We start from the raw sequence: 26560 nt of genomic DNA, 5'->3' as shown, positions 1-26560 counted from the left end.
GTGACCAGAAGTCGCGACTCGGCGTCTCAGACGAGGCCGTGCTCGTGGGCGAAGACCACGATCTGCACGCGGTCGCGCAGGCCGAGCTTGCGCAGGATGGCTCCGACATGGGTCTTCACGGTCGACTCGCTGGCGAAGATCTGGCCGGCGATCTCGGTGTTTGACCGCCCCTTCGCGACGGCCGCGAAGACCTCGCGCTCCTTGTCGGTCAGCCCGAGGTACGCCGGCGGGGTGGGCGCCTGGCCGCGGAACTGCCCCTCCAGCAGGGTCGAGAGGTCCGTCGGCGCGAGCACCGCGTTGCCGGAGTGCACGGTGCGGATCGCGTCGGCCAGCATCACCGGCGTGGTGCCCTTGAGGAGGAACCCGCTGGCGCCGTAGCGGATCGCGGTCGCGGCCCGGTCGTCGAGGTTGAAGGTGGTCAGCACGACCACCCGCACCGGCTTCGCACGCCGGGAGCTGCGCTCGGGCAGGAAGATCTGGCGGGTCGCCTCGACGCCGTCCATCTCCGGCATCCGGATGTCCATCAGCACGACGTCGGGGGAGAGCTCGTCGACGAGGCTCACCGCCTCGAGCCCGTCCGCCGCGGTGCCGACGACCTCCATGCCCTCCTGGGCGTCGACGATCACCCGCACGCCCTCGCGGAACAGCTCCTGGTCGTCCACCAGCAGGACCTGGATGGTCATCGGGCGCGCACCGGGACCCACGCGGTCGCGGTGAAGGTCGGCGGGTCGAGCCGCCGGCGTACGTCGAGGCGCCCGCCGACGGAGTCGAGGCGACGACGCATGCCGTCGATGCCCTGACCACCCGGGCTGGGCTCGCCGGAATGGGCAGGGTCGACGACCACCGCCAGCGGCTGCGTCTCGTCGCTGACCGAGTCGAGCGCGTTCTGGACCTCGATCCGCAGGTCGCCCTCCCAGTGCCGCTCGACCCGCACCGGACGGTCGCGTGGTCCGTGCTTGATCGCGTTGGTGAGCATCTCCTGGAGCACCCGGAAGGCGACCACCTCGAGCTCCGGCGGCATCGGCTGGGGCACACCCACCTCGGTCGACACCACCTCGTGCCCGCTCGCCCGGACGCCCTCCACGAGGCCGTCGAGGTCGACCTTGCCGGCGCGCGGCGCCGCCGTGCCGCTCGTCGACGCGAGCACCTGTCGCACGTCGTCGAGCGAGGTGCGGGCGGAGGTGGCGATGTTGTTCATGGTCCGTTTCAGGCCCTGGGTGTCGACCTCGTCGAGGTACTGCGCGGACTCGGCCTGCGCCAGGATCACGGCGAGAGAGTGGCCGACGACGTCGTGCACGTCGCGGGCCAGGCGGGCCTGGTCCTCGCGCAGCCGGGCGATCTCCTCCGCCTGGTCGCGCTCGGCCTCGGCCTCGACCTGCGAGACCTGCGACTGCCGGGCCCGGTCGGAGTAGCGGAAGGCCAGCCCGGCCAGCCACGGGATCGCGAGGATCGCGAACCCGACCAGGCCGGCACCGATCTGCCAGGTGTCGCCGTACTGGTAGGCGTCGTCGATCATCCGCGAGATTTCGCCGAGCTCGAGCGCTCGGATGGAGTAGCCCTGGTCGAGGAACCACACGGCCGCCACCGCGGCGAGCGGGATCGACAGGCCGCTGGCGACCACCGTGGCGGGCCGGCCCCACCGGGCGGTGCCGAAGCCGACGATCGCGACGCTGATCTGGGTGAGCATCACGGTCGTGCCGTTGGCGACCTGCAGCGCGCAGACCGCCCAGACCACCCCCAGGGCGACCGCCGGGGCGTGCCGCGCGCAGGCCGCCGCGACGCCCATGCCGACCGCGACGAGGAAGAGCGCCTGTCGCTCGCCGGTCAGGTCGTAGAACCGGGTGCCGAAGACCTCGACCAGCCCGAAGAACGTGACCACCGCGCCGAGGGCGACGTCCGGAGCCCACCGCTGCCACCTCATGCCGCGACCGCCACTCGACGGCGCTGGAGCGGCGCCTCGACGTACCGCCAGGACAGGGCTGCGGCGACCAGGGTCAGCACGACGGCGAGCCCGGCGTGCGGGCGCAGCCAGAGGGTGAGCGGGTAGTTCCAGAGGTACGCCGCGTAGGAGACCGTGCCGAGCCACACCAGCGCGCGGAGCGCCGGCTGGGTGACGGTGGTCCAGGTGCGCCAGGAGAGGACCAGGGCCGCGGTGAGCACAGCGATGGCCGGTCCTCCTGCCAGGTAGGTGAGGGTGTGACCCCGCAATGGAACCATGCTGAGCACGGCCAGCGCCGACAGCGCCACGGGTGCCAGCCAGCCGGGTGGCCGGATCCGGTCGCGGTGCACGCGCGCGGCCGCGCCGACGACGAAGCAGAGGGCCCAGCTGGTCGGCAGCGAGTAGGCGAGGTCGGGGTCCTCGGCGAGCCACCACGTGGTCAGCAGGCAGGCCAGCCCGGTCGCGAGCGCGGCCAGGACGAGCCCGCGGCGAGGGCCGAGGACCAGCAGGGTGACCGGCCAGAGCAGGTAGAACTGCTCCTCGAGGGCCAGCGTCCAGAGGTGGTACGTCGCGTCGCTCGCGTGCCCGAAGGGCAGGTCCGCCGTCCAGGTGAGCGCCACCACGACGGTCTTGACGAGCCGGTCGCGGTCGCCGAGCGGGTCGAGCACCAGGGTCACCAGCGCGACCCCGACAACCAGCACCAGCAGCGCGGGCACCAGCCGCCAGGCGCGGCGGGCGTAGAAGTTGCCGAGGCGGGGCCGCTTCTCCAGCACGCCGGTGATCAGGTAGCCCGACAGCGCGAAGAACATCACCACGCCGACCACGCCCGCGCCCGGGAAGACGTCGGGCAGCGCGTGCCGGAGCATCACCAGCCCGACGGCGATCCCACGCAGCAGGTCGAGACCGTCGATCCGCCCGCTCACCGGTGGGCGCCGCGGACGAGCTCGTCGAGCAGCTCGGCGTACGACATCCCGGCGGCCGCGAACATCCGCGGCACCTGGGAGTGCTCGGTCATGCCCGGCACGGTGTTGACCTCGTTGAGCACCGGGCCGTCGTCGGTGAGGAAGAAGTCCACCCGCGCGACCCCCGAGCAGCCGAGCGCCTCGTACGTCGCGACCGCCGCGTCCTCGAGCGCCTTGGCGTCGACCTCGGTCAGCGGCGCGGGGACGCGGAAGTCCGCGTGCCCGCCGTACTTCAGCTCGTGGTCGAAGAGTCCGTCGGCGACGATCTCGAGGGCCGGCGGCACCATCAGCGTCCCGTCCGCGCGGCGCAGCACGGCGACGTCGATCTCGCGCGCGGTGACGACGTCCTCGACCAGCACCCGGCTGTCGAGCGCGAGTGCGGCGTCGAGGGCCGGGCGCAGGGCACCGGGCTCGGCGACCAGGCTGACGCCCAGGCTCGAGCCGGCGGCGACCGGCTTGACGACGACGGGATGCGTCCACCGCTCGTGGTCCGCGGTCGCGGCGGTGACCAGGTGGCCCGGCGTGGTGGCGATGCCGACGGCCGCGGCGACCAGCTTGGTGGCCCACTTGTCCATCGCGATCGCGCCCGGCCGGACGCCGGAGCCGACGTACGGCAGGCCGGCGAGCTCGCAGAGGGCGGCCAGCGTGCCGTCCTCGCCGCGCGGTCCGTGGACCACGGGGAGGACCACGTCGCAGCCGCGCAGCACCTGCGCGGCGCCGCACAGGCCGATCGGCCGGAGGCCGCGGTCGCGCCAGGTGCCGTCGCGACCGATGGTGAGGGGTACGACGTCGTACGACGTGGGGTCGAGCGCGGCGGCGACCGAGGCCGCCGATGCCAGTGAGACGTCGTGCTCGCAGCTCTGCCCGCCACCGATCACGGCGACCCGGGTCCTCACGACAGGCTCCGGAGGTGTGGCACCGCGAGGGTGCGCCGCTCGACCCGGGCACCGATGCCGGTGACGAGCTCGTGCTCGATCGTGTCGGCCCAGGTCGCCCACTCGGCGACCGTCGGCTCGCCGTGGGTGCCCGGCCCGAAGACGGTGACGGTCTCGCCCGGGTCGACGCCGCGCTCGCCGAGGTCGACGACCAGCTGGTCCATGGAGATCCGGCCGACGACCGGACGCCGGACGCCGCGGACCAGGACCTCGGCGCGACCGGACGCGAGGCGGGGCAGGCCGTCGGCGTACCCGAGCGGCACCAGGCCGAGGTGCGTCGCCACCGCCGTCCGGTGGCTGTGCCCGTAGCCGACCGGCGTGCCGCCGCGGACCCGGCGCACCTGCACCACCGGTGCCGTCAGCGTCATGGCCGGGTGCAGCCGGGTCGAGCGGGAGGGGTCGATGCCGACCAGGCCGGCACCGACGCGGCTCATGGTGTGGTGGCTGCGCGGGTCGGTCAGGGTCGCCGCGGTGGCGGCGAGGTGCCGGTCGCGCGGCCGCAGCCCGGCGGCGCGGGCGGTCTCGAGTGCCCAGGCGAAGCGGGTGCGCCCGAGGGTGTTGCACTCGTCGTCCGGGTCGTCGGCGCAGCCGAGGTGGCCCATCACGCCGACGACCTCGACCTCGCCGCGCTGCTCGGCCCGCCGGGCGGCACGGCACAGCGTTCCCCAGGCGGCGGGGTCGGCGCCGTCGCGGGCCATCCCGGCATCGAGGTGCAGGTGCACGCGGCTGCGTCCAGGAGCGACCGCGACCGCGCTCAGGTGCTGGGCGCTCGGGACGGCGACGTCGACGTCCCGCTCAGCGGCCAGTGCGAAGTCGGCGTCCACCGGGTTCAGCCAGCTCAGCAGAGGTACGCCGAGCCCCGCGTCGCGCAGCGTCCAGGCCTCGTCCAGCGATGTCACGCCGAGCCGGGTGGCCCCGTGGGCGAGTGCGGTGCGTGCGACGTCGACGGCGCCGTGCCCGAAGCCGTCCGCCTTCACGACGGCCATCAGCTCGCCGGCGGCCCGGTCGGCGAGCAGCCGGGTGTTGCGGGCGACGGCGTCGAGGTCGATGTCCAGCCGCGGACCGGAGGCCGTCGCGGTCCGGTCGCTGACGGCCAGGTTGGTCATGCCGCCACCGCCGCGGCCACCGGGCCGTAGAGCGCGTGCCGCGCGCCGGTCATCAGCGCCCAGTAGCGGTCGCCGAAGCTCCAGTGCCACCACTCGGTGGGGTAGTTCACCAGGCCCTGCCGGGTCAGCACGCTGGCCAGCAGGTCGCGGTGGGCGTGGGCGTCGGCGCCGATGCCGGCCGCGGAGAAGTAGCAGCGGCCGTCGCTGTCCTCCGGGGTCGCGTCGATCGCCGTGCCGAGATCGAGCTCCTCGCCGCACACGTCGACGAGCGTCAGGTCGACCGCGGCCGCGGCCACGTGCGGCGCGACGTCCACCGGCGAGACGAAGCGGCTGGTCAGCCGCGCCAGCTCGACGTCATCGACGCCGGGGTGGTGGGCGCGCACCTGCGCGGCGTACGACGCGATGATCGCGCGCTGCTCCTCGACCGGGCGGTAGCCCTCGACGACGCGCAAGCGGATGCCCGGCGGCAGCTGGATGTCGGCGGCCATCAGCCGGTCCGCGAGGCCGGCGCGCACCAGCGCGCCGGCGGGGGAGAGGCTGCGGGGCAGCCGCACCAGCGGCTCGCCCGACTCGACCACGGGCACGGCACGGACGCGCTCGTCCGACAGCAGGATCGTCATGCCCCGACGCTAGGAAGCCGGGGACACCACCCGCCTCCACCTCAAGTACAGGGTGACTGTCCCCAAGTGCCGCGTCGGCTCAGACCGGGACGAGCTCCACCGCGCCGACGGCGTACCGCGCCAGGATGGTCCGGGCCAGCTCCGGGTGCGCACCCAGCGGCTCGGAGACCGCGATGGCACCCGCCTCGAGCGCGAGCTCGGCGGCCCGGTCCGGCAGGAACCCGGGCGCCAGGAACAGCGAGGCGACCGCGATGTGGCGCCGACCCTCGGCCCGGAACGCCCGCACGGCCTCACCGGTCGCCGGCGGGGACGCCGAGGCGAACGCCGCGGTCACGGGCAGCTTGTGGCGCGCGCCCCAGACGCGGGCCAGTCGGGCAACGGCCTGGTTGGCGAGCGGGTCGCTGGAGCCGGCGGCGGCGAGCACGAGCGCGTCGAGCTCACGCACCCGCGAGCTCTTCAGCGCCTCACGCATCCGGATGTCGAGCACCTCGAGGAAGTGCGCCTCCAGGCCCAGGATCGAGGTGGCGCGGATCTGGACGCCCGGGTGCCGGGTCGTCGCCTCCGTGATGGCGCTCGGGACGTCGACCTTGGCGTGGTAGGCCTCGGTGAGCAGCAGCGGGACGACGACGATCTCGTCGTGACCGGCCTTGACCAGCCGGTCGACGACCGTCTGGAAGGAGGGCTTGGACAGCTCGAGGAACGCGGCCTCGACCTTGAGGTCGGGGCGCATCGTCTTGACCTCGGCGACGAGGGCCTTGATCGTGGCGGCGGACCGCGGGTCACGGCTTCCGTGAGCCAGGGCCACCAGTGCAGGTGCAGCCATCAGGCCTACCTCCGTTCAGTGTTCGTCATGAGGGTCGTCATGAGTGGATCCCGCACTCGGTCTTGTTGGTGCCGGCCCAGCGACCGCTGCGCGGGTCGTCACCGGGCGCCACGCGCCGGGTGCAGGGCCAGCAGCCGATCGACGGGTAGCCGTCGTAGACCAGTGGGTTGACGAGGACGCCGTTGTCCGCCATGTACTTCTCGACCTGCTCGTCGGACCACCGAGCGAGCGGAGAGATCTTGACCTTGCCCTTCCTCGCGTCCCAGCCGATGACCGGCGCGATGACGCGGTTCTTGGTCTCGGCACGACGCAGGCCGGTCGCCCAGGCGTCGTAGTTCGCGAGCCGCTCCGCGAGGGGCTCGACCTTGCGCAGCTTGCAGCACAGGTCGGGGTCGGTCTTGTAGAGGTCCTTGCCGTACGTCGCGTCCTGCTCGGCGACGCTCTGCACCGGGGTGATCGAGATCAGGTTGACCGGCATGGTCGCCTCGACGGCGTCCCGGGTGCCGATGGTCTCGACGAAGTGGTAGCCGGTGTCGAGGAACAGCACGTCGATACCGGGCACGACCTTGGAGACGACATCGGTGAGCACGGCATCGCCCATCGAGGACGTCACGCAGAAGCGCTCACCGAACGTCGCCGCGGCCCACTCGACGATCACCTCGGCCGGGGCGAGCTCGAGCTCGGCGCCCCAGTGGGACACGAGCTCGCGCAGCTCCTCCGGCGAGCGGCCGGTGGTGTCCGTCCCGCGGTTGTTGCGGGCGGTGGTGGTCGTGGCAGCAGTCATGCGGAACCAGCTCCTGAGGGTCGGATCAGACCGAGCATCTTCAGGCTGAAGGCGCGCAGGCACCCTCGGCATTCCCAGGTGCCGTGCGGCGAGCTGACCTCTCCAGACTCTGAGACGACCTCGTGCGGGCGCAGGTCCTCCTCCCCGCAGAAGGGGCAGTGGAAGGGGACGGCGCGCTCGCTCATGCCTGGCTCACCGCCTCGAGTGTCTTGTCGCCGCGCAGCAGCTCCTCGTCGGCGCGCGCGACCCAGGTCGTGAAGGACTCGCCGTCCTCGCGGTCGGCCAGGTAGTTCACGACCAGGCTGCTCACGTAGTCGTCGAGGCCGGCGCTGGTGACCTTGTGGGCCCGGAGCTTGCGGCCGAAGTTCGCCTGCAGGCCGGTGGCCCCGCCGAGGTGCACCTGGAAGCCCTCGACCTGCTCGCCCTCGTGCATGACGAGCTGGCCCTTGAGGCCGATGTCGGCGAGCTGGGTGCGGGCGCAGGCGTTGGGGCAGCCGTTGACGTTGACCGTGATCGTGCTGTCCAGCTCGGGGAACCGCTTCTCGAGCTCCGTGACCAGGGCGCGAGCACGCTCCTTGGTGTCGACGATCGCGAGCTTGCAGAACTCGATGCCGGTGCAGGCCATCGTGTTGCGGCGCCAGTTCGACGGTCGCGCCGACAGCCCGATCGCGTCGAGCCGCTCGACCAGGGCCTCGACGACGCTCGGCTCGACGCCGACCAGCACGATCTTCTGGTACGGCGTGAGGCGGGCGCCCGCGACGGCGTACTCCTCGATCAGGTCGGCGAGCTGCACCAGCAGGGTGCCGGAGATCCGGCCGGCAGTCGGCGCGATACCGACGTAGAGCTTGCCGTCCTTCTGCTCGTGCACACCGATGTGGTCGCGGTGACCGGTCGGGGAGGCCGGCGACTCGCAGGTGACGAGCTGGCGGCCGAGGTACTCGTTCTCCAGGACCTCGCGGAACTTCTCGATGCCCCAGTCGGCGACCAGGAACTTGAGCCGGGCCCGCGAGCGGAGCCGGCGGTAGCCGTAGTCGCGGAAGATCGACGCGACGCCCTCCCAGGCGTCCGCGACCTCGTCGAGCGGGATCCAGACGCCCATCTTCTGGGCGAGCATCGGGTTGGTCGACAGACCGCCACCGACCCAGAGGTCGAAGCCGGGCCCGTGCTCGGGGTGGACGGTGCCGACGAACGCGATGTCGTTGACCTCGGGGGCCACGTCGTGGCTCGGGTGCCCGGTGAGTGCGGTCTTGAACTTGCGCGGGAAGTTCGCGAAGTCGGGGTTGCCGATGTAGCGGCGCTTGATCTCCTCGAGCGCGGCGGTGCCGTCGATGATCTCGTCCTGGGCCACGCCGGCGACCGGGGAGCCGAGGAAGGGGCGCGGCGAGTCGCCGCAGGCCTCCATCGTGTCCAGGCCGGCCGCCTCGAGCCGCTCCCAGATCGCGGGCACGTCCTCGATCCGGATCCAGTGGTACTGGATGTTCTCGCGGTCGGTGACGTCCGCGGTGTCGCGGGCGAAGTCGACACCGATGGTGCCGAGCGCGCGGACCGCCTCGTGGGTGAGCAGCGCGCCGTCGGAGCGGACCCGCATCATGAAGAACTCGTCATCGAGCTCCTCCTCCTCGAGCATCGCGGTCTTGCCGCCGTCGAAGCCCGGGGCGCGCTGCGTGTAGAGGCCCATCCAGCGGAACCGGCCGCGCAGGTCGGCCGGGTCGATCGAGGCGAAGCCGCGCTTGGAGTAGGTGTAGAGGATCCGGTCGCGCACGTTGAGCGGGCTGTCGTCCTTCTTGGACTGCTCGTTCTTGTTCAGCGGCTCGGTGTAGCCGAGCGCCCACTGGCCCTCACCGCGCTTCGGGCGCGGGATCTCGGTGCGCTCGGCGCGCTTGGCGGTGAAGCGGAGGTCAGACATGTCTGTCGATTCCTTGACGAGGCGGAGCCGGCGACCTCGACCGGCGACGTTGCCGGGAGGTCAGCTGGCAGAAGCTGGGCTGCTGCTGCTGGTCAGGAATGCCAACACATCATGCTGCGCGTACGACCGAAGTCCACGTGGCGTCGAACCACGAGGTACGTCGTGACAGCAGTGATCATGTCAAGGAGTCTCACGGGTCGGACGCCCATCCGACAAACTCGAATCTCATGGAATGAGACATGGATCCATGATGTGAGACGCGGGACCGAGCGCCTGAGGCGCGGACGCGGGCAGCGTGCGGCCCACGTCACACACTACGATTCTGCGCATGAGCGACGCGCAGATCTCCGCCCTGACCAGCAGCGCCTACCAGCAGGCCCTCGAGGTGATCGCCTCGGTCGAGCCGCGGATCGCGGAGGCCACCCGTCAGGAGCTCGCCGACCAGCGAGGTTCGCTCAAGCTGATCGCCAGCGAGAACTACGCGTCGCCCGCCGTGCTGCTGACGATGGGCACCTGGTTCAGCGACAAGTACGCCGAGGGCACGGTCGGCCACCGCTTCTACGCCGGCTGCCAGAACGTCGACACCGTCGAGTCGCTCGCCGCCGAGCACGCCCGCGAGCTGTTCGGCGCCGAGTACGCGTACGCGCAGCCGCACTCCGGCATCGACGCCAACCTGGTCGCCTTCTGGTCGATCCTCGCCCACCGCGTGGAGGGTCCCTGGCTCGAGAAGTACGGCGCCAAGAACGTCAACGACCTCACCGCCGAGGACTGGGAGACGCTGCGCCACGAGCTCGGCAACCAGCGCCTGCTCGGCATGGCGCTCGACGCCGGCGGCCACCTCACGCACGGCTTCCGGCCCAACATCAGCGGCAAGATGTTCCACCAGCAGCAGTACGGCACCGACCCGGAGACCGGTCTGCTCGACTACGACGTCGTGCGTGCCAAGGCGAAGGAGTTCAAGCCGCTGGTGCTGGTCGCCGGCTACTCGGCGTACCCGCGCCGCGTGAACTTCGCCAAGATGCGCGAGATCGCGGACGAGGTCGGCGCCACGCTGATGGTCGACATGGCGCACTTCGCGGGCCTGGTCGCGGGCAAGGTCTTCACCGGCGACGAGGACCCGGTGCCGCACGCCCACGTCGTCACGACCACCACCCACAAGTCGCTGCGCGGACCGCGCGGCGGCATGGTGCTGGCGACGGAGGAGTACGCCCCGAGCGTCGACCGCGGCTGCCCGATGGTGCTCGGCGGCCCGCTGTCGCACGTGATGGCGGCCAAGGCCGTCGCGCTCGCCGAGGCCCGCCAGCCGGCGTTCCGGACCTACGCCCAGCAGGTCGCCGACAACGCCCAGTCGCTCGCCGAGGGATTCACGAGCCGGGGCGCCACGCTGGTCACCGGCGGCACCGACAACCACATCGTGCTGCTCGACGTCTCGTCGTTCGGCCTCACCGGCCGCCAGGCGGAGTCGGCGCTCCTCGACGCCGGCGTGGTCACCAACCGCAACTCGGTGCCAGCCGACCCGAACGGCGCCTGGTACACCTCCGGAGTCCGCCTCGGTACGCCGGCGCTGACGACCCGCGGCTTCGGCCACGACGAGTTCGACAACGTCGCCGAGCTGATCGTGCACGTCCTCCAGAACACCCAGCCCGGCACCACCAAGGCGGGCGGGCCCTCGAAGGCGTCGTACACGCTCGGCGACGGGGTGTCCGACAAGGTCAAGGACGCTTCGGCCGAGATGCTCGACAAGCACCCGCTCTACCCCGGCCTCGAGCTGACCTGAGCTGAGCCAGCCGCTCCCGGTCAGATCGCCGGGAGCGGTGGCAGCTCGGCCTGGAAGAGCCAAGCGTCGAAGAGGTCCGTGAGGTCCTGGCCGGTCTCGCTCTCGCAGTGGGCGATGAAGTCCTCGGTCGTGACCGAGCCGCCCGAGTGCGCCCCGACCCACTCACGGAGCAGGTCGAAGAACGCATCGGAGCCGAGCTCGGCCCGCAGGGCGTGCAGCGTCAGGGCGCCGCGCTTGTAGACGCGGTCGTCGAACATCAGGTCGGGACCCGGGTCCGCGAGCACCAGGTCCTCGTCCTTCGACGCCAGCCGCTTGTGGTGCTGGCGGGCCCACTCGTCGGCGCTGTCGCCGCCGGACTCCTCGGACCACAGCCACTCGGCGTAGCAGGCGAAGCCCTCGTGCAGCCAGATGTCCTGCCACCGGCGCAGGGTCACCGCGTTGCCGAACCACTGGTGCGCCATCTCGTGGGCGACCAGCCGGATGGTGTCCCAGGAGTCGACGCAGAAGTTGCGGCCGAAGGTCGACAGCGACTGCGACTCCAGCGGGATCTCGAGGTCGTCGTCGGTGACCACGGCGGTGTAGGTGTCGAACGGGTAGGCGCCGAACCGGTCGACGAAGAAGCGCATCATGTCGGGCTGCGGGCCGAACGCCGCGTCGAAGCCGTCGCCGGCGACGTCCTCCGGGGCGACGACCCGCATCGGCACGGGCCCGTCCTGCTCGATGACGGTGTAGCGACCGATCTGGCAGGTGGCGAGGTACGTCGCCATGGGGGAGCGCTGCTCGTAGCGCCAGGTGACCGCCGAGCTGCGGCGCGACGTACCGGCGAGGTCGCCGCTCATCGCGACCTCGTAGCCCGCGGGCGCCGTGACGGCGAACGTGTAGGTGGCCTTGTCGTCCGGCCGGTCGTTGCACGGGAACCAGGTCGGCGCACCGTGCGGCTGCGCGGCGACGATGACGCCGTCGGTGAGCTCCTCCCAGCCGGCGTCGCCGAGGGTCTTGCTCTTCATGACGGTGGGCTGGCCCGAGTACTTGACCTTGACCTCGAAGTCGCTGCCCGCGGCGATCGGGGTCGTCAGCCAGATGCCGACGGCGCCGTCGCGATGCGTGTAGCGCGCGGGCGGCTTGCCGTTGACGCTGACCCGCGCGACCCGCAGGTGGTGGAGGTCGAGGCGCAGCCGGACGACGTCGTCGACGGCGACGCAGCTCAGCGTCGCCTCACCGTCGAGGCGGTTGCCCTCGGGGCGGTAGCCGAGGTCGAGGTCGTAGTGGCTGACGGCGTACGACGCGTCTCCGTGCCCGGGCACGTAGGGGTCGGTCCCCGTCATGCGTCCTCCTCGTCCCTCTCCCACGGTCCGACCGGGTTGCCGATCCACCGCGTGCGGCTGGGGACACCTTCCCCCCGCATGACCAACGACGCCGGCCCCACCGTCGCGTGACGGCCGATCGTCGCGGCGGGAAGGATAACGCTGTTGGGTCCCAGGGTCGCACCCGCCTTGAGGACGACCGTATCCATGGCCAGCACGCGGTCGTGGAAGAGGTGGGTCTGCACGACGCAGCCGTGGTTGACGGTGCTGCCGTCGCGGAGCTCGACCAGGTCGGTCTCGGGCAGCCAGTAGGTGTCGCACCAGACCCCGGTGCCGATCCTCGCGCCGAGCAGGCGCATCCAGACGTTGAGCGCGACGGTGCCCTGGGTGACCGAGGCGAACCACGGCGCGGCGATCACCTCGGTGAACGTGTCGGCGAGCTCGTTGCGCCACACGAACCCGCTCCAGAGCGGGTGCTCGGACGGCCTGTGCCGCCCGACGAACGCCCACTTCGCCGCTGCCGTGACGAGTGCGGCGACGATGCCGCCGGCGAGCAGCACCGGTCCGCCGAGCACGACGGCGACCCAGGGCTCGGCGTCCAGCAGCGCGAGCAGTGCGGTCGCGACGGTCGCACCGAGGAGGACCACGAGGACGAGGGGTACGACGCGGGCGGCCTCGACCAGGCCGCGGTAGGTCCGCAGCCGGCGTGGCGGGTCGTAGGTGCGGCTGTCGTCCTCCTGGCCGACGGCGCGCCGGAGCTTGGTCGGCGGGCTGCCCAGCCACGACGACCCGGCCTTGACGACGGCCCGGCGCGGGGCTGCCGAGAGCACGGCGACCAGCGACGCCTTCGGCACCTTGCGGCCCGCGGCGGCCATGCCCGAGTTGCCGACGAAAGCGCGCTTGCCGATCTTCACGTCGTCCACGCGGATCCAGCCGCCGCCGAGCTCGTAGCAGCCGATCAGGGTGTCGTCGGCCAGGAAGGCGTGGTCGTTGACGCTGGCGAACTTCGGCAGCAGCAGCACGGTCGACGCCTCCACGCCCTCGCCGATCTTCGCGCCGAGCAGCCGCAGCCAGGCCGGCGTCAGCGTGCTGGAGTAGAGCGGGAAGAGCCAGGTGCGGGCGTCGTCGAGCACCCGGAACGTGCCCCAGATGCACAGGCCGGCGCCGGAGCGGACCGGGTGGACGCCGGCGGTCATGCCGAAGGACAGCGCGCGGACCAGCGCGAGGACGAGGACCGCGAGCGCGGCGTACCCGACCAGAGCGGCCAGCGGCAACCAGGGGAGGGCGGCCGCGAAGGCGCCGCCGACGGAGTCGGCGTCCCGGAGCGGTCCGAGGACGACGAGCAGCCCGGCCAGCATGCTCAGCCCCGGCAGGGCGCCGATGAGCGCCGCGACGCCGGCGTACCCGAGCAGCCACGAGCGCCCGGGCGGTGGCGCCTGGTCGTGCCACGGGCCGCGGGCGTGCGCCGACTGCCGCTCGGCGGGGGAGCCCGACCAGTACTCGGCGGCGGGCACCTCGCCGATGACCAGTGAGCCGGGCGCGACCTCGGCGTTGGCGCGCACGACAGCGCCGGGAGCGAGGGTGCTGCGTGCCCCGACCCGTGCGCCGCGGCCGACGTGGATCTCGCCGAGGTGGAAGACGTCGCCGTCGATCCAGTGGCCGGTGAGGTCGACCTCCGGCTCGATGGCCGCCCCCGCGCCGACGTGCAGGAAGCCGGTCGCCGGCGGCAGGGCGTGCAGGTCGCTGCCCTTGCCGACGGTCGCGCCGAGCAGCCGGGCGTACGCCGTGAACCACGGCGCGCCGGCGACCCCGGCCGCGGCGAGCTCCTCCTGGATCCGGCCGGCGAGCCAGACCCGGAGGTGCACCTTGCCGCCGCGCGGGTAGGCGCCCGGTCGGACCCCGCGCAGGACGAGCCGGGCGAGCCCGGCCGCGAGCGCCATCCGGCCCGGAGGGGTCAGGAAGAACCAGGTCGTGAGGACCAGCACCCAGAGCGGGTACGACGGCAGGTAGTCGAGCCAGTGGGACGCGACCGTCGAGCCCAGGGCGAGCCAGCTCAGCCAGCGGGCTGCGGCCAGCGCCCGCAGGCCGACCAGGGCGGCGAGCTGACCGGCCTGGGTCTTGCGGGGGATCGGGAAGACCGAGCGGTCGGTGCGCGCGGTGGTGCCGCCGAGCTCCTCGAGCGCCGTCGACAGCTGCCCGACCCGGGAGTGTGCGTAGACGTCGCCGACGGCGACCTCGGGATAGCGCTCCCGGAGCCGCCCGACGACCTGCGCCGCGGTCAGCGAGCCTCCGCCGAAGTCGAAGAAGTCGTCGCGCACCGACGTGACCTCGGCGCCGAGGACGTCCGCCCAGATCTCGGCGATCCAGGCTTGGGTCTCGGAGAGGCCGGCGGCGGCGTCGCCGGACGCGGCGCGGGGCAGTGGCCAGGGCAGCGCGTCGCGGTCGACCTTGCCCGACGTGCGGGTCGGGAGGCTGTCGACGACGGCCAGGCGCGGCACCAGCGCCGCCGGCATCCGCTCGCGGAGCAGCTCGAGGGCGGCGGCGTCGTCGTACCTCTCGTCCACCGTCAGGTAGCCGACGAGGAGCTGGTTGCCCGACTTCGTGGACCGTACGGCGGCCGCCGCGGAGACGACGCCGGGCAGGCGGAGCAGCTGGCCGTCGATCTCGCCCAGCTCGATGCGCCGGCCGCCGAGCTTGATCTGGTCGTCGGCGCGGCCGCCGAAGACGAGGCCGGCCGGGTCGTTGCGGACGACGTCGCCGGAGCGGTAGGCGCGGTCCCAGCCGAGGGTCGGCATCGGGGCGTACTTCTCGGCGTCCTTGGCCGGGTCGAGGTAGCGGGCCAGCCCGACGCCGCCGATGATCAGCTCGCCGGTCCCACCCTCGGGGACCGGGTGGCCCTCGGCGTCGACCACCGCGAGGTCCCAGCCGTCGAGGGGCAGGCCGATCCGGACCGGGTCGCTGCCGTCGAGGATGGTCCCGCAGGCGACCACGGTCGCCTCGGTGGGTCCGTAGGTGTTCCAGACCTCGCGGCCCGGCGCCTGGAGACGGGCGGCCAGCTCGGCGGGGCACGCCTCGCCGCCCATGATCAGCAGCCGCACCGTCGCGAGCGACTCGGCCGGCCACAGGGCGACCAGGGTCGGCACGGTGGAGACCACGGTGATGTCGTTGGCGACCAGCCACGGCCCGACGTCGACACCGGAGCGCACCAGCGAGCGCGGGGCGGGGACCAGGCAGGCGCCGTACGCCCAGGCCAGCCACATCTCCTCGCAGCTCGCGTCGAAGGCGACCGACAGCCCGGCCATCACCCGGTCGCCCGGCCCGATGGGGGCGTCCTGGAGGTACCAGCGCGACTCGGCGTCGACGAACGCGGCCGCGTTGCGGTGCGTCACCGCCACGCCCTTCGGGGTGCCGGTCGAGCCGGAGGTGAAGATGATCCAGGCGTCGTCGGTCAGGTCCGGCAGGTGCGCCGCGGGGTCGTCGCCCTCCTCGACCGCCACCGGCGTACGGCGGCTGGTGATGGCGAGGTCGTTGCCGACGACCGCCGCGACGTCGGCCTCGCCGAAGACGGTCCGCGCCCGTTCGTCGGGGTCGTCCGCGTCGACCGGCACGTACGCCGCCCCGGTGAGGAGCGTCGCGACGATCGCGACGTACAGGTCCGTGGTGCCCGACTTCACCCGGATCCCGACCCGGTCGCCGCGGCGTACGCCGGCCTCGCGGAGCCGGACGCCCAGCTCGCCGGCGGCCTCCTCCAGCTCGGCGTACGTGAGCTGGTCGACGCCGCTGTCGAGGGCCACCGCGGTCGGGTGCTCGGCGGTCGTCGCCGTCAGGATGTCGGCGAGCGTGCGGGGCGCCGGCGCGCGGTCGGAGGCGAGCAGCGCAGGCAGCATCGTCGTGGGGGAGCCGGTCACGACGCGGATTGTGGCGGGTCGGGGTGAACGGGAGGTGCCGGGTCCACGGACACCCTGCCCGTTTGCCACCGAGCGAGCCGGGTACGCGTGACCCATGCCACACACCGATGTCGCCACCTCCCCGCCACCGAAGCAGGCGCCGAAGAACCGCACGCACTGGCTGTACATCGCGGTGATCGTCGCGGTGGGCCTGGGCATCGCGGTCGGGCTGCTCTTCCCCGACTTCGCGGTGAAGCTGAAGCCCCTCGGCGACGGGTTCGTCGCGCTGATCACGATGATGATCCAGCCGGTGATCTTCTGCACGATCATCCTCGGCGTCGGGTCGGTCGCGAGCGCCGCCAAGGTCGGCAAGGTCGGTCTCGGGGCGATCCTCTACTTCCTGGTCATGTCGACGTTCGCCCTGACCATCGGGCTCGTCGTCGGCAACCTGCTGCACCCGGGCGACGGGCTGCACCTCGACGACTCGGCGGTCGCCGCCGGCGCCGAGCAGGCCAAGGAGGGCCATGGCAGCACCACGGACTTCCTGCTCGGGATCATCCCCGACTCGCTGTTCTCGTCCCTGACCTCCGGAGACGTCCTGCAGACGCTCCTCGTCGCGCTGCTGATCGGATTCGCGCTCCAGCAGATGGGGCCGGCCGGGAAGCCGATCCTCACGGTGGTCGAGTACGCGCAGAAGCTGGTCTTCCGGGTCCTCGCGATGATCATGTGGGCCGCGCCGATCGGCGCGTTCGGCGCCATGTCGGCCGTGGTCGGGGCCACCGGGGCCGATGCGCTCAAGAGCCTCGCGATCCTCATGGGCGGCTTCTACGTGACGTGCATCCTCTTCATCTTCGTCGTCCTCGGCACCGTGCTCCGGGTGTTCGCGGGCGTCAGCATCTTCTCGCTCTTCCGCTACCTGGCCCGCGAGTTCCTGCTGATCCTGGCCACCTCGTCGTCCGAGTCCGCGCTGCCGCGGCTGATCGCCAAGATGGAGCACGCCGGCGTGGACCGGACGACCGTCGGCATCGTGGTGCCGACCGGCTACTCGTTCAATCTCGACGGCACGGCGATCTACCTGACGATGGCGACCCTCTTCATCGCCGAGGCGCTGGACGACCCGCTGAGCATCGGAGAGCAGATCTCGCTGCTGGTCTTCATGATCATCGCGTCCAAGGGCGCCGCCGGCGTCACCGGCGCCGGCCTCGCCACCCTGGCCGGCGGCCTCCAGTCGCACCGGCCCGAGCTCGTGGACGGCGTCGGCCTGATCGTCGGCATCGACCGCTTCATGTCCGAGGCCCGCGCGCTCACCAACTTCGCCGGCAACTCCGTCGCCACGGTGCTGATCGGCAACTGGACCGACGGCCTCGACCGCGAGCGCCTCGACAAGGTGCTCGCCGGTGAGCTGCCCTTCGACGAGCGGACGATGATGGACGACGTACCGGCCGCCGAACCCGATCCGGAGCCCGCCGGCGCGAGGTGACCTCGGTCAGGAGACGCCGAGGCTGACGGACGCCAACCCGCTGACGGTGGTCGGGTCGTCCGGCGTGTTGCCGTTGGCGACGGACACGACGATGACGGCGCGCTGGCCCCGGGTCAGCGGCGCGGTGAACGTGCTGTCACACGTCGCGGTCGTCCCGGCGGGCGCGCTCTGCGCCAGCTGGACGAGGCAGCTGCCCGCGGTGGGTGCGTACGTCGTGCCGCCGGAGGCGCCGACGAACAGCCGGAACAGCAGTGCCGTGTTCTCCGTCGGGGGCGTCGTCACCCGGAACGAGCCGTTCATCGAGGTGGCCGACATCGTGGCGGGCACGAGCTGCGTCAGGCTCGCCACCGTGTCGGCGTCCGCGGTCCCGACGGTGTGGCCGGTCGTCGACCCCCGGCCCGACAGCGGGAGGATCGCCACGACGTCGTCCGCGCCCAGGTTGCCGGCGACGAGGCTCACCGGGTCGCCGCTGGTCGAGGCGAAGCCGGCCACGCCCGCAGGCCCGGGGGAGCCCGGTGCGCCCGGGGAGCCCGCGGCGCCGGGAGAGCCCGGAGCGCCGGTCGGGCCGCTCGGACCCGGCTCACCAGTCGGACCCGGCTCACCGGTCGGACCCGGTGCGCCTGACGTACCCGGTGCGCCTGCCGCTCCGGCAGGTCCCGCTGCACCGGCAGGGCCGGCAGGGCCAGCCGCGCCGACCGTGCCCCACACGACCCGGCGCTCGCGCTTCGACGCCGCGCCCTTGGTGACGCACGGCGCCTTCGGCGTCTCCAGGCGCAGCGCGCCGGTCCGGATGTTGGCGCACGCCGTGATCTTCGGATCGGAGCCGCGGGCGGCGGCCATGGCGGTGGCGCCCGCGGCGATCAGGGCGAGGACGGCGACGGCGAGGCCCACCGAGCGGGCGCGCGAGAGCTGCATGGCGGGAGGGTAGAACCACCGCCCCCTGCGTCGCAGCGATTCCGCCGGGCCCGCCGACGGCGCGCAGGTTTGGTCACCAACCGCAGATCGGGAGCGCTCCCACCACACGTTTGGTCACCAACCGCAGAGCCGGTGGCCGTCAGACGACCGGCGTCGCACGCTCCACGATGAACCTGAGGTCACCGCCGTCGAGGGTGCCGAAGACCCCGTCGTACGACGTGCCGAGGCGGGAGGCGCAGAAGACGTCGGCGACCTCGGGCGGCGCGAAGCGCACCAGCAAGGAGCCCTGGAGGCACAGCGCCATCCGGGTCGCCAGGCGGCGGGCGTTGACCTCGAGGGAGTCCGGCGAACCCATCAGCGAGCCGAGCAACGAGAGGGTGTCCTGGATGGCTCGGTCGAGGCGGGCGTCGCCGCCCTGCGCCCGCCCGACCTCGGTGATCCAGGCGTCGAGCACCTCGGGCTCACGACCCAGGGCGCGGAGCACGTCGAGCGCGTTCACGTTGCCGGAGCCCTCCCACACCGAGTTCAGCGGCGCCTCGCGGTAGAGGAGCGGCAGGCCGGACTCCTCGACGTAGCCGTTGCCACCCAGGCACTCGAGCGCCTCGGCCACGGCCATCGGGGTGCGCTTGCACACCCAGAACTTCGAGAGCGGCAGCGCGATCCGGCGCAGCGCCGCCTCGTGCGGGTCGGCGAGCGAGTCCACCGCGGCGGCCAGTCGTACGGCGAGCGCGGTCGCCGCCTCGGCCTCGACGGCGAGGTCGGCCAGCACGTTCTGCATCAGCGGCTTCTCGATCAGCAGCGAGCCGAACGCCGAGCGGTGCGCGGTGTGCCAGGTCGCCTCGTTGACCGCGCGCCGGATGAGGGAGGTCGAGCCGAGCACACAGTCGAGCCTGGTCGCGGCGACCATCTCGATGATGGTGCGCACCCCGCGGCCCTCGTCGCCGAGCCGGAGCGCGACCGTGCCCTCGAACTCGAGCTCCGACGACGCGTTCGACCGGTTGCCGAGCTTGTCCTTGAGCCGCACCACGTCGAGCCGGTTGCGGGTCCCGTCGGCCAGCACCCGCGGCACCACGAAGCACGTCACACCGCCCTCGGCCTGCGCGAGCACCAGGAAGACGTCGTTCATCGGCGCCGAGGTGAACCACTTGTGCCCGTGCAGGGTGTACTCGCCCTCCACGGAGGTACGGCGGGCCTCGGTGACGTTGGCGCGGACGTCGGAGCCGCCCTGCTTCTCGGTCATGCCCATGCCGGCCAGCGTGCCGAGCTTGGTCGACGGTGTGCGGACGCCGGGGTCGTAGGAGAGCGACGCGAGCAGCGGCGTCCACTCCTTCGCGAGGGCGTCGTCGGCGCGCAGGGCCGGTACGGCGGCGTACGTCATCGAGATCGGGCAGCCGTGCCCCGGCTCCGTGTGCGACCAGGCCATGAACCCGGCGGCCCGGCGGACGTGCGCGTGGGGGGAGTCCGACTCCCACGGGGTCGCGGCCAGGCCCTGCCCGACGGCCCGCTCCATCAGCCAGTGCCACGACGGGTGGAACTCGACCTCGTCGATCCGGTTCCCGTAGCGGTCGTACGGCGTGAGCTGCGGGTGGTTCTCGTTGGCCAGCATCCCGTGCTCGCGGGCCTCGGCCGTGCCGGCCAGCGCACCGATCGACGCGATGTCGTCGACCACCTCGGCGGAGGCGTGCCGGGTGACCGCCTCGACCAGGGCGGCGTCCGTCGTGACGATGTTGTGACCAACCAGCGGCGGGGCCTGGTTCGTGGCTACCCGGATGTCGGAGCTCATGTGTCTACGGTAGTTCCATGTCCGGGGCGGAGCGTGCGGAGGATCGGCCGCAGGCGGCGACCACCGCCTCGGCGTTCGCCGACTGGCTCCGCCGTACCCGCGACCTGGTCTGGCGGCTGGTCGTCACGACCGTCGGCAGCTGCATGCGCTACCGGGTCACGGGCCTGGCCGCCGAGGCGGCGTTCTTCGCCGTGCTCTCGGTGCCGCCGCTGATCTTCGCGATGGCGGGTGCGATCGGCTTCGTCACCGACCAGTTCAGCCCCGCCCAGGTCGCCGACGTCCGGCAGGCGGTGCTCGACCTCTCGGAGCAGGCGCTCACGCAGGGCGCGGTCCACAAGATCATCGAGCCGACCATCGACGACGTCCTCGCGGGCGGCCGGTTCGACGTCATCTCGCTCGGCTTCGTGCTCGCGCTCTGGTCCGGGTCGCGTGCCCTGCACGTCTTCGTGGACACCATCACGATCATGCACGGGCTCGGCGGTCACCGGGGGATCGTGAAGACGCGGGCGCTGTCGTTCCTGCTCTACGTGCTGGCCATGGTGCTCGGCGTCTTCATGGTCCCGCTCGTGGTCGCCGGACCGGGCCTGGTGCAGGACTGGCTGCCCCAGCGCCTGGACTTCCTGATCCACTTCTACTGGCCGTTCGTGGTGCTCATCAGCATCTGCTTCCTGGCCACGCTCTACCACGTGTCGGTGCCGGTCCGGACCAACTGGAGCTTCAACCTCCCGGGCGCGACGTTCGCGCTCTTCTGCTGGGTCTTCGGCTCCTTCCTGCTGCGCTGGTTCCTGACCGCCACCTCGACGGACTCGCGCTCCATCTACGGCCCGCTGGCCGCTCCGATCGCGGTGCTGCTCTGGCTCTACCTGGTCTCGATCGCGGTGCTCATCGGGGCCGCGGTCAACGCCGCGTTCGACACCGTCTTCCCGCAGACGACGACGATGCTGGCGAGATCGGAGCTGGTCGCCCGGCTGCGTCGCATCGGATCGCGGCAGGAGACCGACTAGATTCATCGCCGTGGCGGATGACTCCAGCGAGATCGGGCAGGGCACCGGCCGTGGAGTGGGCCTGATCTCGCTCCCGGACCAGGCGCGCTCGCCGTGGTGGGAGCTGAGCCGTCGGCTGTTGCTGGCGCTGGCGATCCTGGTCGGCACCGTGCTCATCGTCTACGTCGACCGGCACGCCTACCGCGATGGCAACGACCCGCCGTACTTCGGCGTCAACCTGGTCGACTCGATCTACTACACGACGGTCACGCTCAGCACGACCGGGTACGGCGACATCGCGCCGGTCGCCCCGCACGCGCGGCTGATCAACGCCTTCGTCATCACCCCGCTCCGCATCGCCTTCCTGGTGCTGTTGATCGGGACCACCCTCGAGGTGCTCGCCTCGCAGGGTCGCGAGATTTTCCGCGTCGCCCGTTGGAGGAAGCGCATGGCAGCCCACGTGGTGGTGATCGGCTACGGCACCAAGGGCCGGGCCGCGGTCGACACGATCGTCAACAACGGACTGACCCGCGAGTCGATCGTCGTGGTCGACCCGGGGGCCGAGGCCCTCCAGGAGGCGCACGCCGACGGCCTCGCCGTCGTCACCGGTGACGCGACCCGGCGCGACGTGCTCCGGCGCGCCGGGGTGGCGGAGGCCGACCAGGTCATCATCACGACCAACCGCGACGACTCCAACGTGCTCGCCACCCTCACGGTGCGGCAGCTCAACCCGGACGTCTGGATCGTCGCCGCCGTGCGCGAGCAGGAGAACGTCGCGCTGATGAAGCAGTCCGGCGCCAACTCGGTGATCACGTCCTCGGACGCCGTCGGCCGGCTGCTCGGCCTGTCCTCGCTCTCGCCCACCCTCGGCTCGGTGATGGAGGACCTGCTGACGTACGGCGAGGGCCTCGAGGTCGCCGAGCGCGACCTGATCGTCTCCGAGGTCGGCAAGCAGCCCCAGCAGCTGCCCGACCAGGTGATCGCCGTCGTCCGCGACGAGAAGGTCTACCGCTACTTCGACCCGGTGGTCACCCAGCTCGCCCGGGGCGACCGCCTCATCGTCGTACGACCCGCGCGCGAGCTGCCCTGGGCGCCCCGTCCGGGCACCCACGACGAGGAGCTCGCGACCGAGGACTGAGGCACGACCGACCTCGCTGGTCTGGTCCACACAGGCCTTCCGACGTGGCCCGGACGGGTGTGCGGGTGACCGTTCGGCTGATTTACGGACGAAACTCTCGCGGTGCGCCCCTCGAGGGCACGGACCCGGCTAGCCTGCACGCGTGGGTGGGGGCCCGGAGAGCGGCGCGATGCCGCATGTCCAGACGACGTCGCGCAACGGCGCGGGGGTCGGCCTGGGCTTCAGCGTCCTCTTCGCCGTGGTCTTCGTGGTCACCTCGACGGTCACCCGGCGCATCGAGCTGTCCGGGGCGGGCTTCTCGCAGCTGTGGCCGGCCGGCGGGCTGCCGGTCCTCTGGCTGCTGCTCCGCCAGGGCCGCGGGCCGGTCGTCGACTCGGTGCTCGTGCTCTGCGCGGCGTTCGCCGCCAACCTGATCGCGGGCTCCGACGCGGCCATCGCGATGGCCTTCGCGGTCGCCAACCTGGTGCAGAGCTGGCTCGCCGTCCTGCTGCTCCGGCGGTGGTGCCCGGAGACCTGGGGCTGCGGCGGCGACCGGCCGCTCGACACCCCGCGCACCGTCGCCCGCTTCGGGGCCGCGCTCGCCGTCTCGATGGCGGTCGGTACGGCGCTCGCGAGCGTGGGTGCGGTCCTGCTCCCGGGGGCGGGTGACGCCTTCGACCCGGTCGCCAGCGGACTCTGGTTCGGCCGCAACCTCGGCAGCGCGCTCATCGTCGTCGCCCTCGGCATCATGATCTTCCAGCGCGTCACCTCGCCGCGCCCGTGGCCGCCGCTGCGCGGCGTCGACGGTGGGCCGTCCGAGCTGCTCGTCGCGACGCTCTTCACGATCTTCATGTACGGCCTGGCGTTCAGCCTCGACGACCTGCCGCTGGCTTTCCCGCTGCTCGCAGCCACCGTCTGGTACGCCGCCCGCTTCTCCACCCTGCTGAGCGCCGCCCACTCGTTCGTCGTCGGACTGGCGACGATGATGCTGACCCTCCAGGGGGTCGGCCCGTTCGCGCGGGTCGACGACCCCGACGTCGGCTTCATGATCGCCCAGTTCTACATCGCGACCATCGCCCTGACCGGTCTCGCGATCGCCACCGGCCGGGACGAGCGGCAGGCGCTGGCCGACGACCTCCGACGGGCGCAGGAGGCCACGGCGTACGAGGGCAGCGTCCGCGCCGCCGTGATCGGCTCGATGACCGAGGGTGTCCTGGTCGTCGACGAGCGCGGCGACCTGCTGGTCCACAACGAGGCGGCCGCCCGGGTCCTCGGGGTCGGCGACGAGCTGTCGACCGACACCCGCTTCTCGCTGAGCAGCTGGACGCTCGACGGCGTCGAGATGGAGCTGCACGAGCGGCCGACGGCGCGTGCGCTGCGCGGCGAGCGCGTGGAGAACGAGCTGATGGTGGTCCAGGTCGACGGGGTGGGGGAGCGGGTCCTCACCGTGTCCGCGATCCCGCTCCCGCGCGACGAGCGCCAGGGCCGCACCCGCGCCCTCGTGCTGCTGCGCGACACCACCAACGAGCACGCCAGCCGCCAGGAGCTCTCGGCCTTCGCCGGAGTCGTCGCGCACGACCTGCGCAACCCGCTGGCGGCCATCGACGGCTGGACCGAGATGATCGCCGACGAGCTCGACAACGGGGCGCTCGACGCCCAGCTCGCGCGGGAGTTCGTCTCCCGGGTCCGCTCGTCCTCGCGCCGGATGCGCGAGCTGATCCGCGACCTGCTCGCCCACGCGACCAGCAGCTCCCGCGACCTCGAGGTGGGCCGGGTCGACGTGACCGCGATGGTCGAGGAGATCGTCGTCGCCCGCAACGCGCAGGCCTTCGTCAGCGTCGACGCCGTACCGCCCGTCCTGGCCGACCCGGTGCTGGTCCGGCAGGTCCTCGACAACCTGGTCGGCAACGCCCTCAAGTACGTCGAGCCGGGGGAGGACCCGAAGATCTCGGTGCACGGTTGCCGGAGCGACGCCCGCCTGGTGACCATCGGCGTCACCGACCACGGCATCGGCATCCCCGAGGAGGAGCGGGAGCGGGTCTTCGAGGAGTTCCACCGCGCCCACTACCGCGAGTACGAGGGCAGCGGCCTGGGCCTCTCGATCGTGCGACGCATCGTCAACCGCCACGGTGGCACCATCGAGGCGCTCCCCAACCCCGCCGGCCGGGGCTCGGTCTTCCGCTTCACGCTGCCGGCCTTCGAGGCCTGATCACCCGCGCTCTCATCCCAGCGGGTGAGCCGCCGCCGTCGGCATCCGCGCATAGTGATCAGGCCCCCGGCGGCGCGCACCGGTCCCGGTACTCGGGGTACGCGGATCGTGACTGCGAGCCGCCGGGTGTCCAGCTCTCAGGCGTCCTCGGGCCAGCCGTGGTGCTCGGTCAGCCGGGCCTCCACCCGGGCGACGTCGTCGTCGCTGGGCAGCGCGTCGGTGATCTTCGTGATCTGGACGCCGATGTCCTCGGTGCCGGCGCCGTCGAGGTCGGCGATCTCCCGGGCGACCTCGCGGACCTCGTCCTCGGTGAGCCGGCGGCGCAGCAGGGCGAGCAGCGGGATGTAGTCCTTGGGCGGGATGCCGGCCGGGTATCCCTCGCGGAGCCAGTCCAGGACTCCGCGCAGGCGGCCGGGTGACGGTACGGCGTTCTCGCTCATCAGCTCTCCTTGGCGACGATCGTGGGGTACCCGTGCTCGAACGAGACGGCCTTGCCGAAGCCGGTCGCCGCGATGATCGTGATGCCGAGCACGACGCCCGCGAGCACGACCGCCAGGCAGAGTGCGGCGACCACCTTGCCGAGCGGGTGCGGCCGGGCGTGGCTGACCTCGGCGTCCCCGCCCGCGCTCCAGGCGAGCGAGCGGATGCCGAGCGCGTAGACGACCGGCAGGCCGGCGCCGAAGACCAGGCTGACGAGCAGCACCCGCCACGCGCCGTCGAATGCGAATCCCAGGTTGTCGATCATGCCGACACCTCCGTCCTGCGTCGGGCTGCGGACGGCGTGCCGTCCCAGTCGTCGTTGACATTGTCGGCCGAGATCGGCTGGAGCCGCGACCGCAGGTAGATGAAGCCGGTCAGCGCCACCAGGACCACGACCATGGCGATCGGGCCGGCGTACCCGCCGAGGAGGTCCCCGAGCCACCACATGGCGGCGCCCATGACCGCGGCCGCGGGCAGGGTCAGCAGCCAGGCCACCACCATCCGTCCGGCGACCCCCCAGCGCACCTCGGCCCCGGACTTGCCCACGCCGCTGCCGACGACGGACCCGGTCGTGACCTGGGTGGTGGAGAGCGCGAACCCGAGGTGGCTCGACGCGAGGATGACGGCGGCCGAGGCGCTCTCGGCGGCCATGCCCTGCGGGGACCGGATCTCGACGAGACCCTTGCCGAGGGTGCGGATGATCCGCCAGCCGCCCAGGTAGGTGCCGAGCGAGATCGCGAGCGCGCAGCTCACCTTGACCCAGAACGGCACGGCGCCGGTGTCGGACCAGTGTCCGCTCGCGATCAGGGCGAGGGTGATCACGCCCATCGTCTTCTGGGCGTCGTTGGTGCCGTGGGCCAGCGAGACCAGGGAGGCGCTGCCGACCTGGCCCCAGCGGAACCCGGTCTCGGTGAACCGCTCGGCGACCCCGACGGTGACCCGGTAGATCAGCCAGGTGCCGACGCCGGCGACCACGCCCGCGATGATCGGCGACGCGACCGCCGGCAGGATGACCTTGCCGATCACCCCGTCGAGCTTCGAGCCGTCGCCGTTCCAGTTGATCCCGCTGAAGCCGAGGGCTGCGACCGCGCTGCCGATCAGGCCGCCGAAGAGTGCGTGCGAGGACGAGGACGGCAGCCCGAGCAGCCAGGTCACGAGGTTCCAGACGATCCCGCCGACCAGGCCGCCGAGGATGATCAGCAGCAGGGCGTACCCCTGGTCGGCGACCAGGTCCGGATCGGGTGCGCCGTCCTTGCCCTGGACCTTGATCACGGAGTTGGTCACGGTCAGGGCCACCTCCACCGAGAGGAAGGCTCCGAGCAGGTTGAGGACCGCCGACAGGGCGACGGCGATCTTGGGACGCAGGGCACCGGTGGCGATGGAGGTGGCCATCGCGTTGGCGGTGTCGTGGAAGCCGTTCGTGAAGTCGAAGGCCAAGGCGGTGACGATGACCAGGACCAGGATGAGGGTTGCGGCAGTCACGCCCTCACGGTGCGCGGTGGGCTAGGCGCCAAAACGCGCCGTACGGCGAGTTCGCGAGCCGTTCACCC

The 26560-nt window shown here is 72.3% G+C and carries 21 protein-coding genes; 5 read left to right on the top strand and 16 right to left on the bottom strand.

The genetic code is table 11. The features are described 5' to 3' along the window. Window positions 1-26: 26 nt before the first annotated feature. The 9 genes from ACFPYL_RS18190 to ACFPYL_RS18150 form a co-directional block, all read right to left on the bottom strand. Window positions 27-683, bottom strand: a complete 657-nt coding sequence (locus ACFPYL_RS18190) for a response regulator (RefSeq protein ID WP_379157468.1) — start codon at window positions 681-683, stop codon at window positions 27-29. After that, entirely contained in the window at window positions 680-1921 is a 1242-nt protein-coding gene (locus ACFPYL_RS18185; protein ID WP_379157465.1) for a sensor histidine kinase, read from the bottom strand. Before ACFPYL_RS18185 ends, ACFPYL_RS18190 begins: the two co-directional genes overlap by 4 nt. Further along, window positions 1918-2862 carry an acyltransferase family protein gene (locus ACFPYL_RS18180; RefSeq protein WP_379157462.1) on the bottom strand — a complete coding sequence of 315 codons (945 nt, stop codon included), beginning with the start codon at window positions 2860-2862 and terminating at the stop codon, window positions 1918-1920. Before ACFPYL_RS18180 ends, ACFPYL_RS18185 begins: the two co-directional genes overlap by 4 nt. Further along, window positions 2859-3797 carry a D-alanine--D-alanine ligase family protein gene (locus ACFPYL_RS18175; RefSeq protein WP_379157459.1) on the bottom strand — a complete coding sequence of 313 codons (939 nt, stop codon included), beginning with the start codon at window positions 3795-3797 and terminating at the stop codon, window positions 2859-2861. Before ACFPYL_RS18175 ends, ACFPYL_RS18180 begins: the two co-directional genes overlap by 4 nt. Continuing rightward, entirely contained in the window at window positions 3794-4942 is a 1149-nt protein-coding gene (gene alr / locus ACFPYL_RS18170) for an alanine racemase (protein WP_379157456.1), read from the bottom strand. The genes ACFPYL_RS18175 and alr overlap by 4 nt, the downstream gene beginning before the upstream one ends. Beyond that, entirely contained in the window at window positions 4939-5562 is a 624-nt protein-coding gene (locus ACFPYL_RS18165; RefSeq protein ID WP_379157453.1) for a M15 family metallopeptidase, read from the bottom strand. The genes alr and ACFPYL_RS18165 overlap by 4 nt, the downstream gene beginning before the upstream one ends. A gap of 79 nt (window positions 5563-5641) precedes the next feature. Beyond that, window positions 5642-6385, bottom strand: coding sequence for a sirohydrochlorin chelatase (locus tag ACFPYL_RS18160; protein WP_379157450.1), 744 nt, complete (start codon window positions 6383-6385; stop codon window positions 5642-5644). Between the two features lie 37 nt (window positions 6386-6422). Further along, window positions 6423-7169 carry a phosphoadenylyl-sulfate reductase gene (locus tag ACFPYL_RS18155; protein WP_379157447.1) on the bottom strand — a complete coding sequence of 249 codons (747 nt, stop codon included), beginning with the start codon at window positions 7167-7169 and terminating at the stop codon, window positions 6423-6425. 181 nt (window positions 7170-7350) lie between these two features. Next, the gene (locus tag ACFPYL_RS18150; protein ID WP_379157444.1) at window positions 7351-9075 is read right to left on the bottom strand and encodes a nitrite/sulfite reductase; all 1725 of its coding nucleotides are present in this window, start codon (window positions 9073-9075) and stop codon (window positions 7351-7353) included. A gap of 319 nt (window positions 9076-9394) precedes the next feature. On the opposite strand from ACFPYL_RS18150, the gene ACFPYL_RS18145 reads away from it, so the two are divergent. Beyond that, window positions 9395-10852 (top strand): glycine hydroxymethyltransferase, encoded by a 1458-nt coding sequence (locus ACFPYL_RS18145; protein WP_379158146.1) that lies wholly within the window; start codon window positions 9395-9397, stop codon window positions 10850-10852. Window positions 10853-10872: 20 nt separating this feature from the next. On the opposite strand, the gene ACFPYL_RS18140 is transcribed toward ACFPYL_RS18145, so the two are convergent. Beyond that, window positions 10873-12177, bottom strand: a complete 1305-nt coding sequence (locus ACFPYL_RS18140; protein ID WP_379157441.1) for a M1 family metallopeptidase — start codon at window positions 12175-12177, stop codon at window positions 10873-10875. Then, window positions 12174-16064 carry a Pls/PosA family non-ribosomal peptide synthetase gene (locus tag ACFPYL_RS18135; protein ID WP_379157438.1) on the bottom strand — a complete coding sequence of 1297 codons (3891 nt, stop codon included), beginning with the start codon at window positions 16062-16064 and terminating at the stop codon, window positions 12174-12176. Before ACFPYL_RS18135 ends, ACFPYL_RS18140 begins: the two co-directional genes overlap by 4 nt. 94 nt (window positions 16065-16158) lie before the next feature. Between ACFPYL_RS18135 and ACFPYL_RS18130 the strand changes: the two genes are divergently transcribed. Then, window positions 16159-17523 carry a cation:dicarboxylate symporter family transporter gene (locus tag ACFPYL_RS18130; RefSeq protein ID WP_379157435.1) on the top strand — a complete coding sequence of 455 codons (1365 nt, stop codon included), beginning with the start codon at window positions 16159-16161 and terminating at the stop codon, window positions 17521-17523. A gap of 6 nt (window positions 17524-17529) precedes the next feature. On the opposite strand, the gene ACFPYL_RS18125 is transcribed toward ACFPYL_RS18130, so the two are convergent. Further along, window positions 17530-18438, bottom strand: coding sequence for a collagen-like triple helix repeat-containing protein (locus ACFPYL_RS18125; protein WP_379157432.1), 909 nt, complete (start codon window positions 18436-18438; stop codon window positions 17530-17532). Between the two features lie 139 nt (window positions 18439-18577). Further along, window positions 18578-20221 (bottom strand): acyl-CoA dehydrogenase family protein, encoded by a 1644-nt coding sequence (locus ACFPYL_RS18120; protein WP_379157429.1) that lies wholly within the window; start codon window positions 20219-20221, stop codon window positions 18578-18580. Between the two features lie 17 nt (window positions 20222-20238). Between ACFPYL_RS18120 and ACFPYL_RS18115 the strand changes: the two genes are divergently transcribed. The 3 genes from ACFPYL_RS18115 to ACFPYL_RS18105 all read left to right on the top strand — a co-directional run bounded on the left by ACFPYL_RS18115 (window position 20239) and on the right by ACFPYL_RS18105 (window position 24530). Beyond that, on the top strand, window positions 20239-21225 hold the full coding sequence (locus ACFPYL_RS18115) for a YihY/virulence factor BrkB family protein (protein ID WP_379157426.1): 987 nt from the start codon (window positions 20239-20241) through the stop codon (window positions 21223-21225). Window positions 21226-21235: 10 nt separating this feature from the next. Beyond that, window positions 21236-22342 carry a potassium channel family protein gene (locus tag ACFPYL_RS18110; RefSeq protein WP_379157424.1) on the top strand — a complete coding sequence of 369 codons (1107 nt, stop codon included), beginning with the start codon at window positions 21236-21238 and terminating at the stop codon, window positions 22340-22342. Window positions 22343-22484: 142 nt separating this feature from the next. Continuing rightward, window positions 22485-24530 carry an ATP-binding protein gene (locus ACFPYL_RS18105; RefSeq protein WP_379157421.1) on the top strand — a complete coding sequence of 682 codons (2046 nt, stop codon included), beginning with the start codon at window positions 22485-22487 and terminating at the stop codon, window positions 24528-24530. A gap of 137 nt (window positions 24531-24667) precedes the next feature. On the opposite strand, the gene ACFPYL_RS18100 is transcribed toward ACFPYL_RS18105, so the two are convergent. The 3 genes from ACFPYL_RS18100 to ACFPYL_RS18090 are packed head-to-tail and all read right to left on the bottom strand — an operon-like array spanning window position 24668 to window position 26492. Continuing rightward, window positions 24668-24970: a DUF3349 domain-containing protein gene (locus tag ACFPYL_RS18100; RefSeq protein ID WP_379157418.1), complete on the bottom strand. Its 303-nt coding sequence runs from the start codon at window positions 24968-24970 to the stop codon at window positions 24668-24670. Continuing rightward, complete coding sequence (locus ACFPYL_RS18095; protein ID WP_379157416.1) at window positions 24970-25275, bottom strand: hypothetical protein; 306 nt, start codon at window positions 25273-25275, stop codon at window positions 24970-24972. Before ACFPYL_RS18095 ends, ACFPYL_RS18100 begins: the two co-directional genes overlap by 1 nt. Then, window positions 25272-26492, bottom strand: a complete 1221-nt coding sequence (locus tag ACFPYL_RS18090) for an inorganic phosphate transporter (protein WP_379157413.1) — start codon at window positions 26490-26492, stop codon at window positions 25272-25274. The genes ACFPYL_RS18095 and ACFPYL_RS18090 overlap by 4 nt, the downstream gene beginning before the upstream one ends. Window positions 26493-26560: the final 68 nt, after the last annotated feature.

The sequence above is a fragment of the Nocardioides hankookensis genome, assembly GCF_042658885.1.
In the GTDB taxonomy this organism is placed as follows: Bacteria; Actinomycetota; Actinomycetes; order Propionibacteriales; family Nocardioidaceae; genus Nocardioides; species Nocardioides hankookensis.
The sequence above is the reverse complement of the archived record's forward strand: the minus strand, read 5'-3'. Positions and strand labels throughout refer to the sequence as shown.

What these genes read in the sequence shown, in the direction of transcription:
- ACFPYL_RS18150 (WP_379157444.1), bottom strand. Translation starts at nt 9,075, where the DNA reads ATGTCTGACCTCCGCTTCACCGCCAAGCGCGCCGAGCGCACCGAGATC.
- ACFPYL_RS18120 (WP_379157429.1), bottom strand. Translation starts at nt 20,221, where the DNA reads ATGAGCTCCGACATCCGGGTAGCCACGAACCAGGCCCCGCCGCTGGTT.
- ACFPYL_RS18165 (WP_379157453.1), bottom strand. Translation starts at nt 5,562, where the DNA reads ATGACGATCCTGCTGTCGGACGAGCGCGTCCGTGCCGTGCCCGTGGTC.
- ACFPYL_RS18160 (WP_379157450.1), bottom strand. Translation starts at nt 6,385, where the DNA reads ATGGCTGCACCTGCACTGGTGGCCCTGGCTCACGGAAGCCGTGACCCG.
- ACFPYL_RS18190 (WP_379157468.1), bottom strand. Translation starts at nt 683, where the DNA reads ATGACCATCCAGGTCCTGCTGGTGGACGACCAGGAGCTGTTCCGCGAG.
- ACFPYL_RS18185 (WP_379157465.1), bottom strand. Translation starts at nt 1,921, where the DNA reads ATGAGGTGGCAGCGGTGGGCTCCGGACGTCGCCCTCGGCGCGGTGGTC.
- ACFPYL_RS18125 (WP_379157432.1), bottom strand. Translation starts at nt 18,438, where the DNA reads ATGCAGCTCTCGCGCGCCCGCTCGGTGGGCCTCGCCGTCGCCGTCCTC.
- ACFPYL_RS18100 (WP_379157418.1), bottom strand. Translation starts at nt 24,970, where the DNA reads ATGAGCGAGAACGCCGTACCGTCACCCGGCCGCCTGCGCGGAGTCCTG.
- ACFPYL_RS18095 (WP_379157416.1), bottom strand. Translation starts at nt 25,275, where the DNA reads ATGATCGACAACCTGGGATTCGCATTCGACGGCGCGTGGCGGGTGCTG.
- ACFPYL_RS18130 (WP_379157435.1), top strand. Translation starts at nt 16,159, where the DNA reads ATGCCACACACCGATGTCGCCACCTCCCCGCCACCGAAGCAGGCGCCG.
- ACFPYL_RS18115 (WP_379157426.1), top strand. Translation starts at nt 20,239, where the DNA reads ATGTCCGGGGCGGAGCGTGCGGAGGATCGGCCGCAGGCGGCGACCACC.
- alr (WP_379157456.1), bottom strand. Translation starts at nt 4,942, where the DNA reads ATGACCAACCTGGCCGTCAGCGACCGGACCGCGACGGCCTCCGGTCCG.
- ACFPYL_RS18140 (WP_379157441.1), bottom strand. Translation starts at nt 12,177, where the DNA reads ATGACGGGGACCGACCCCTACGTGCCCGGGCACGGAGACGCGTCGTAC.
- ACFPYL_RS18155 (WP_379157447.1), bottom strand. Translation starts at nt 7,169, where the DNA reads ATGACTGCTGCCACGACCACCACCGCCCGCAACAACCGCGGGACGGAC.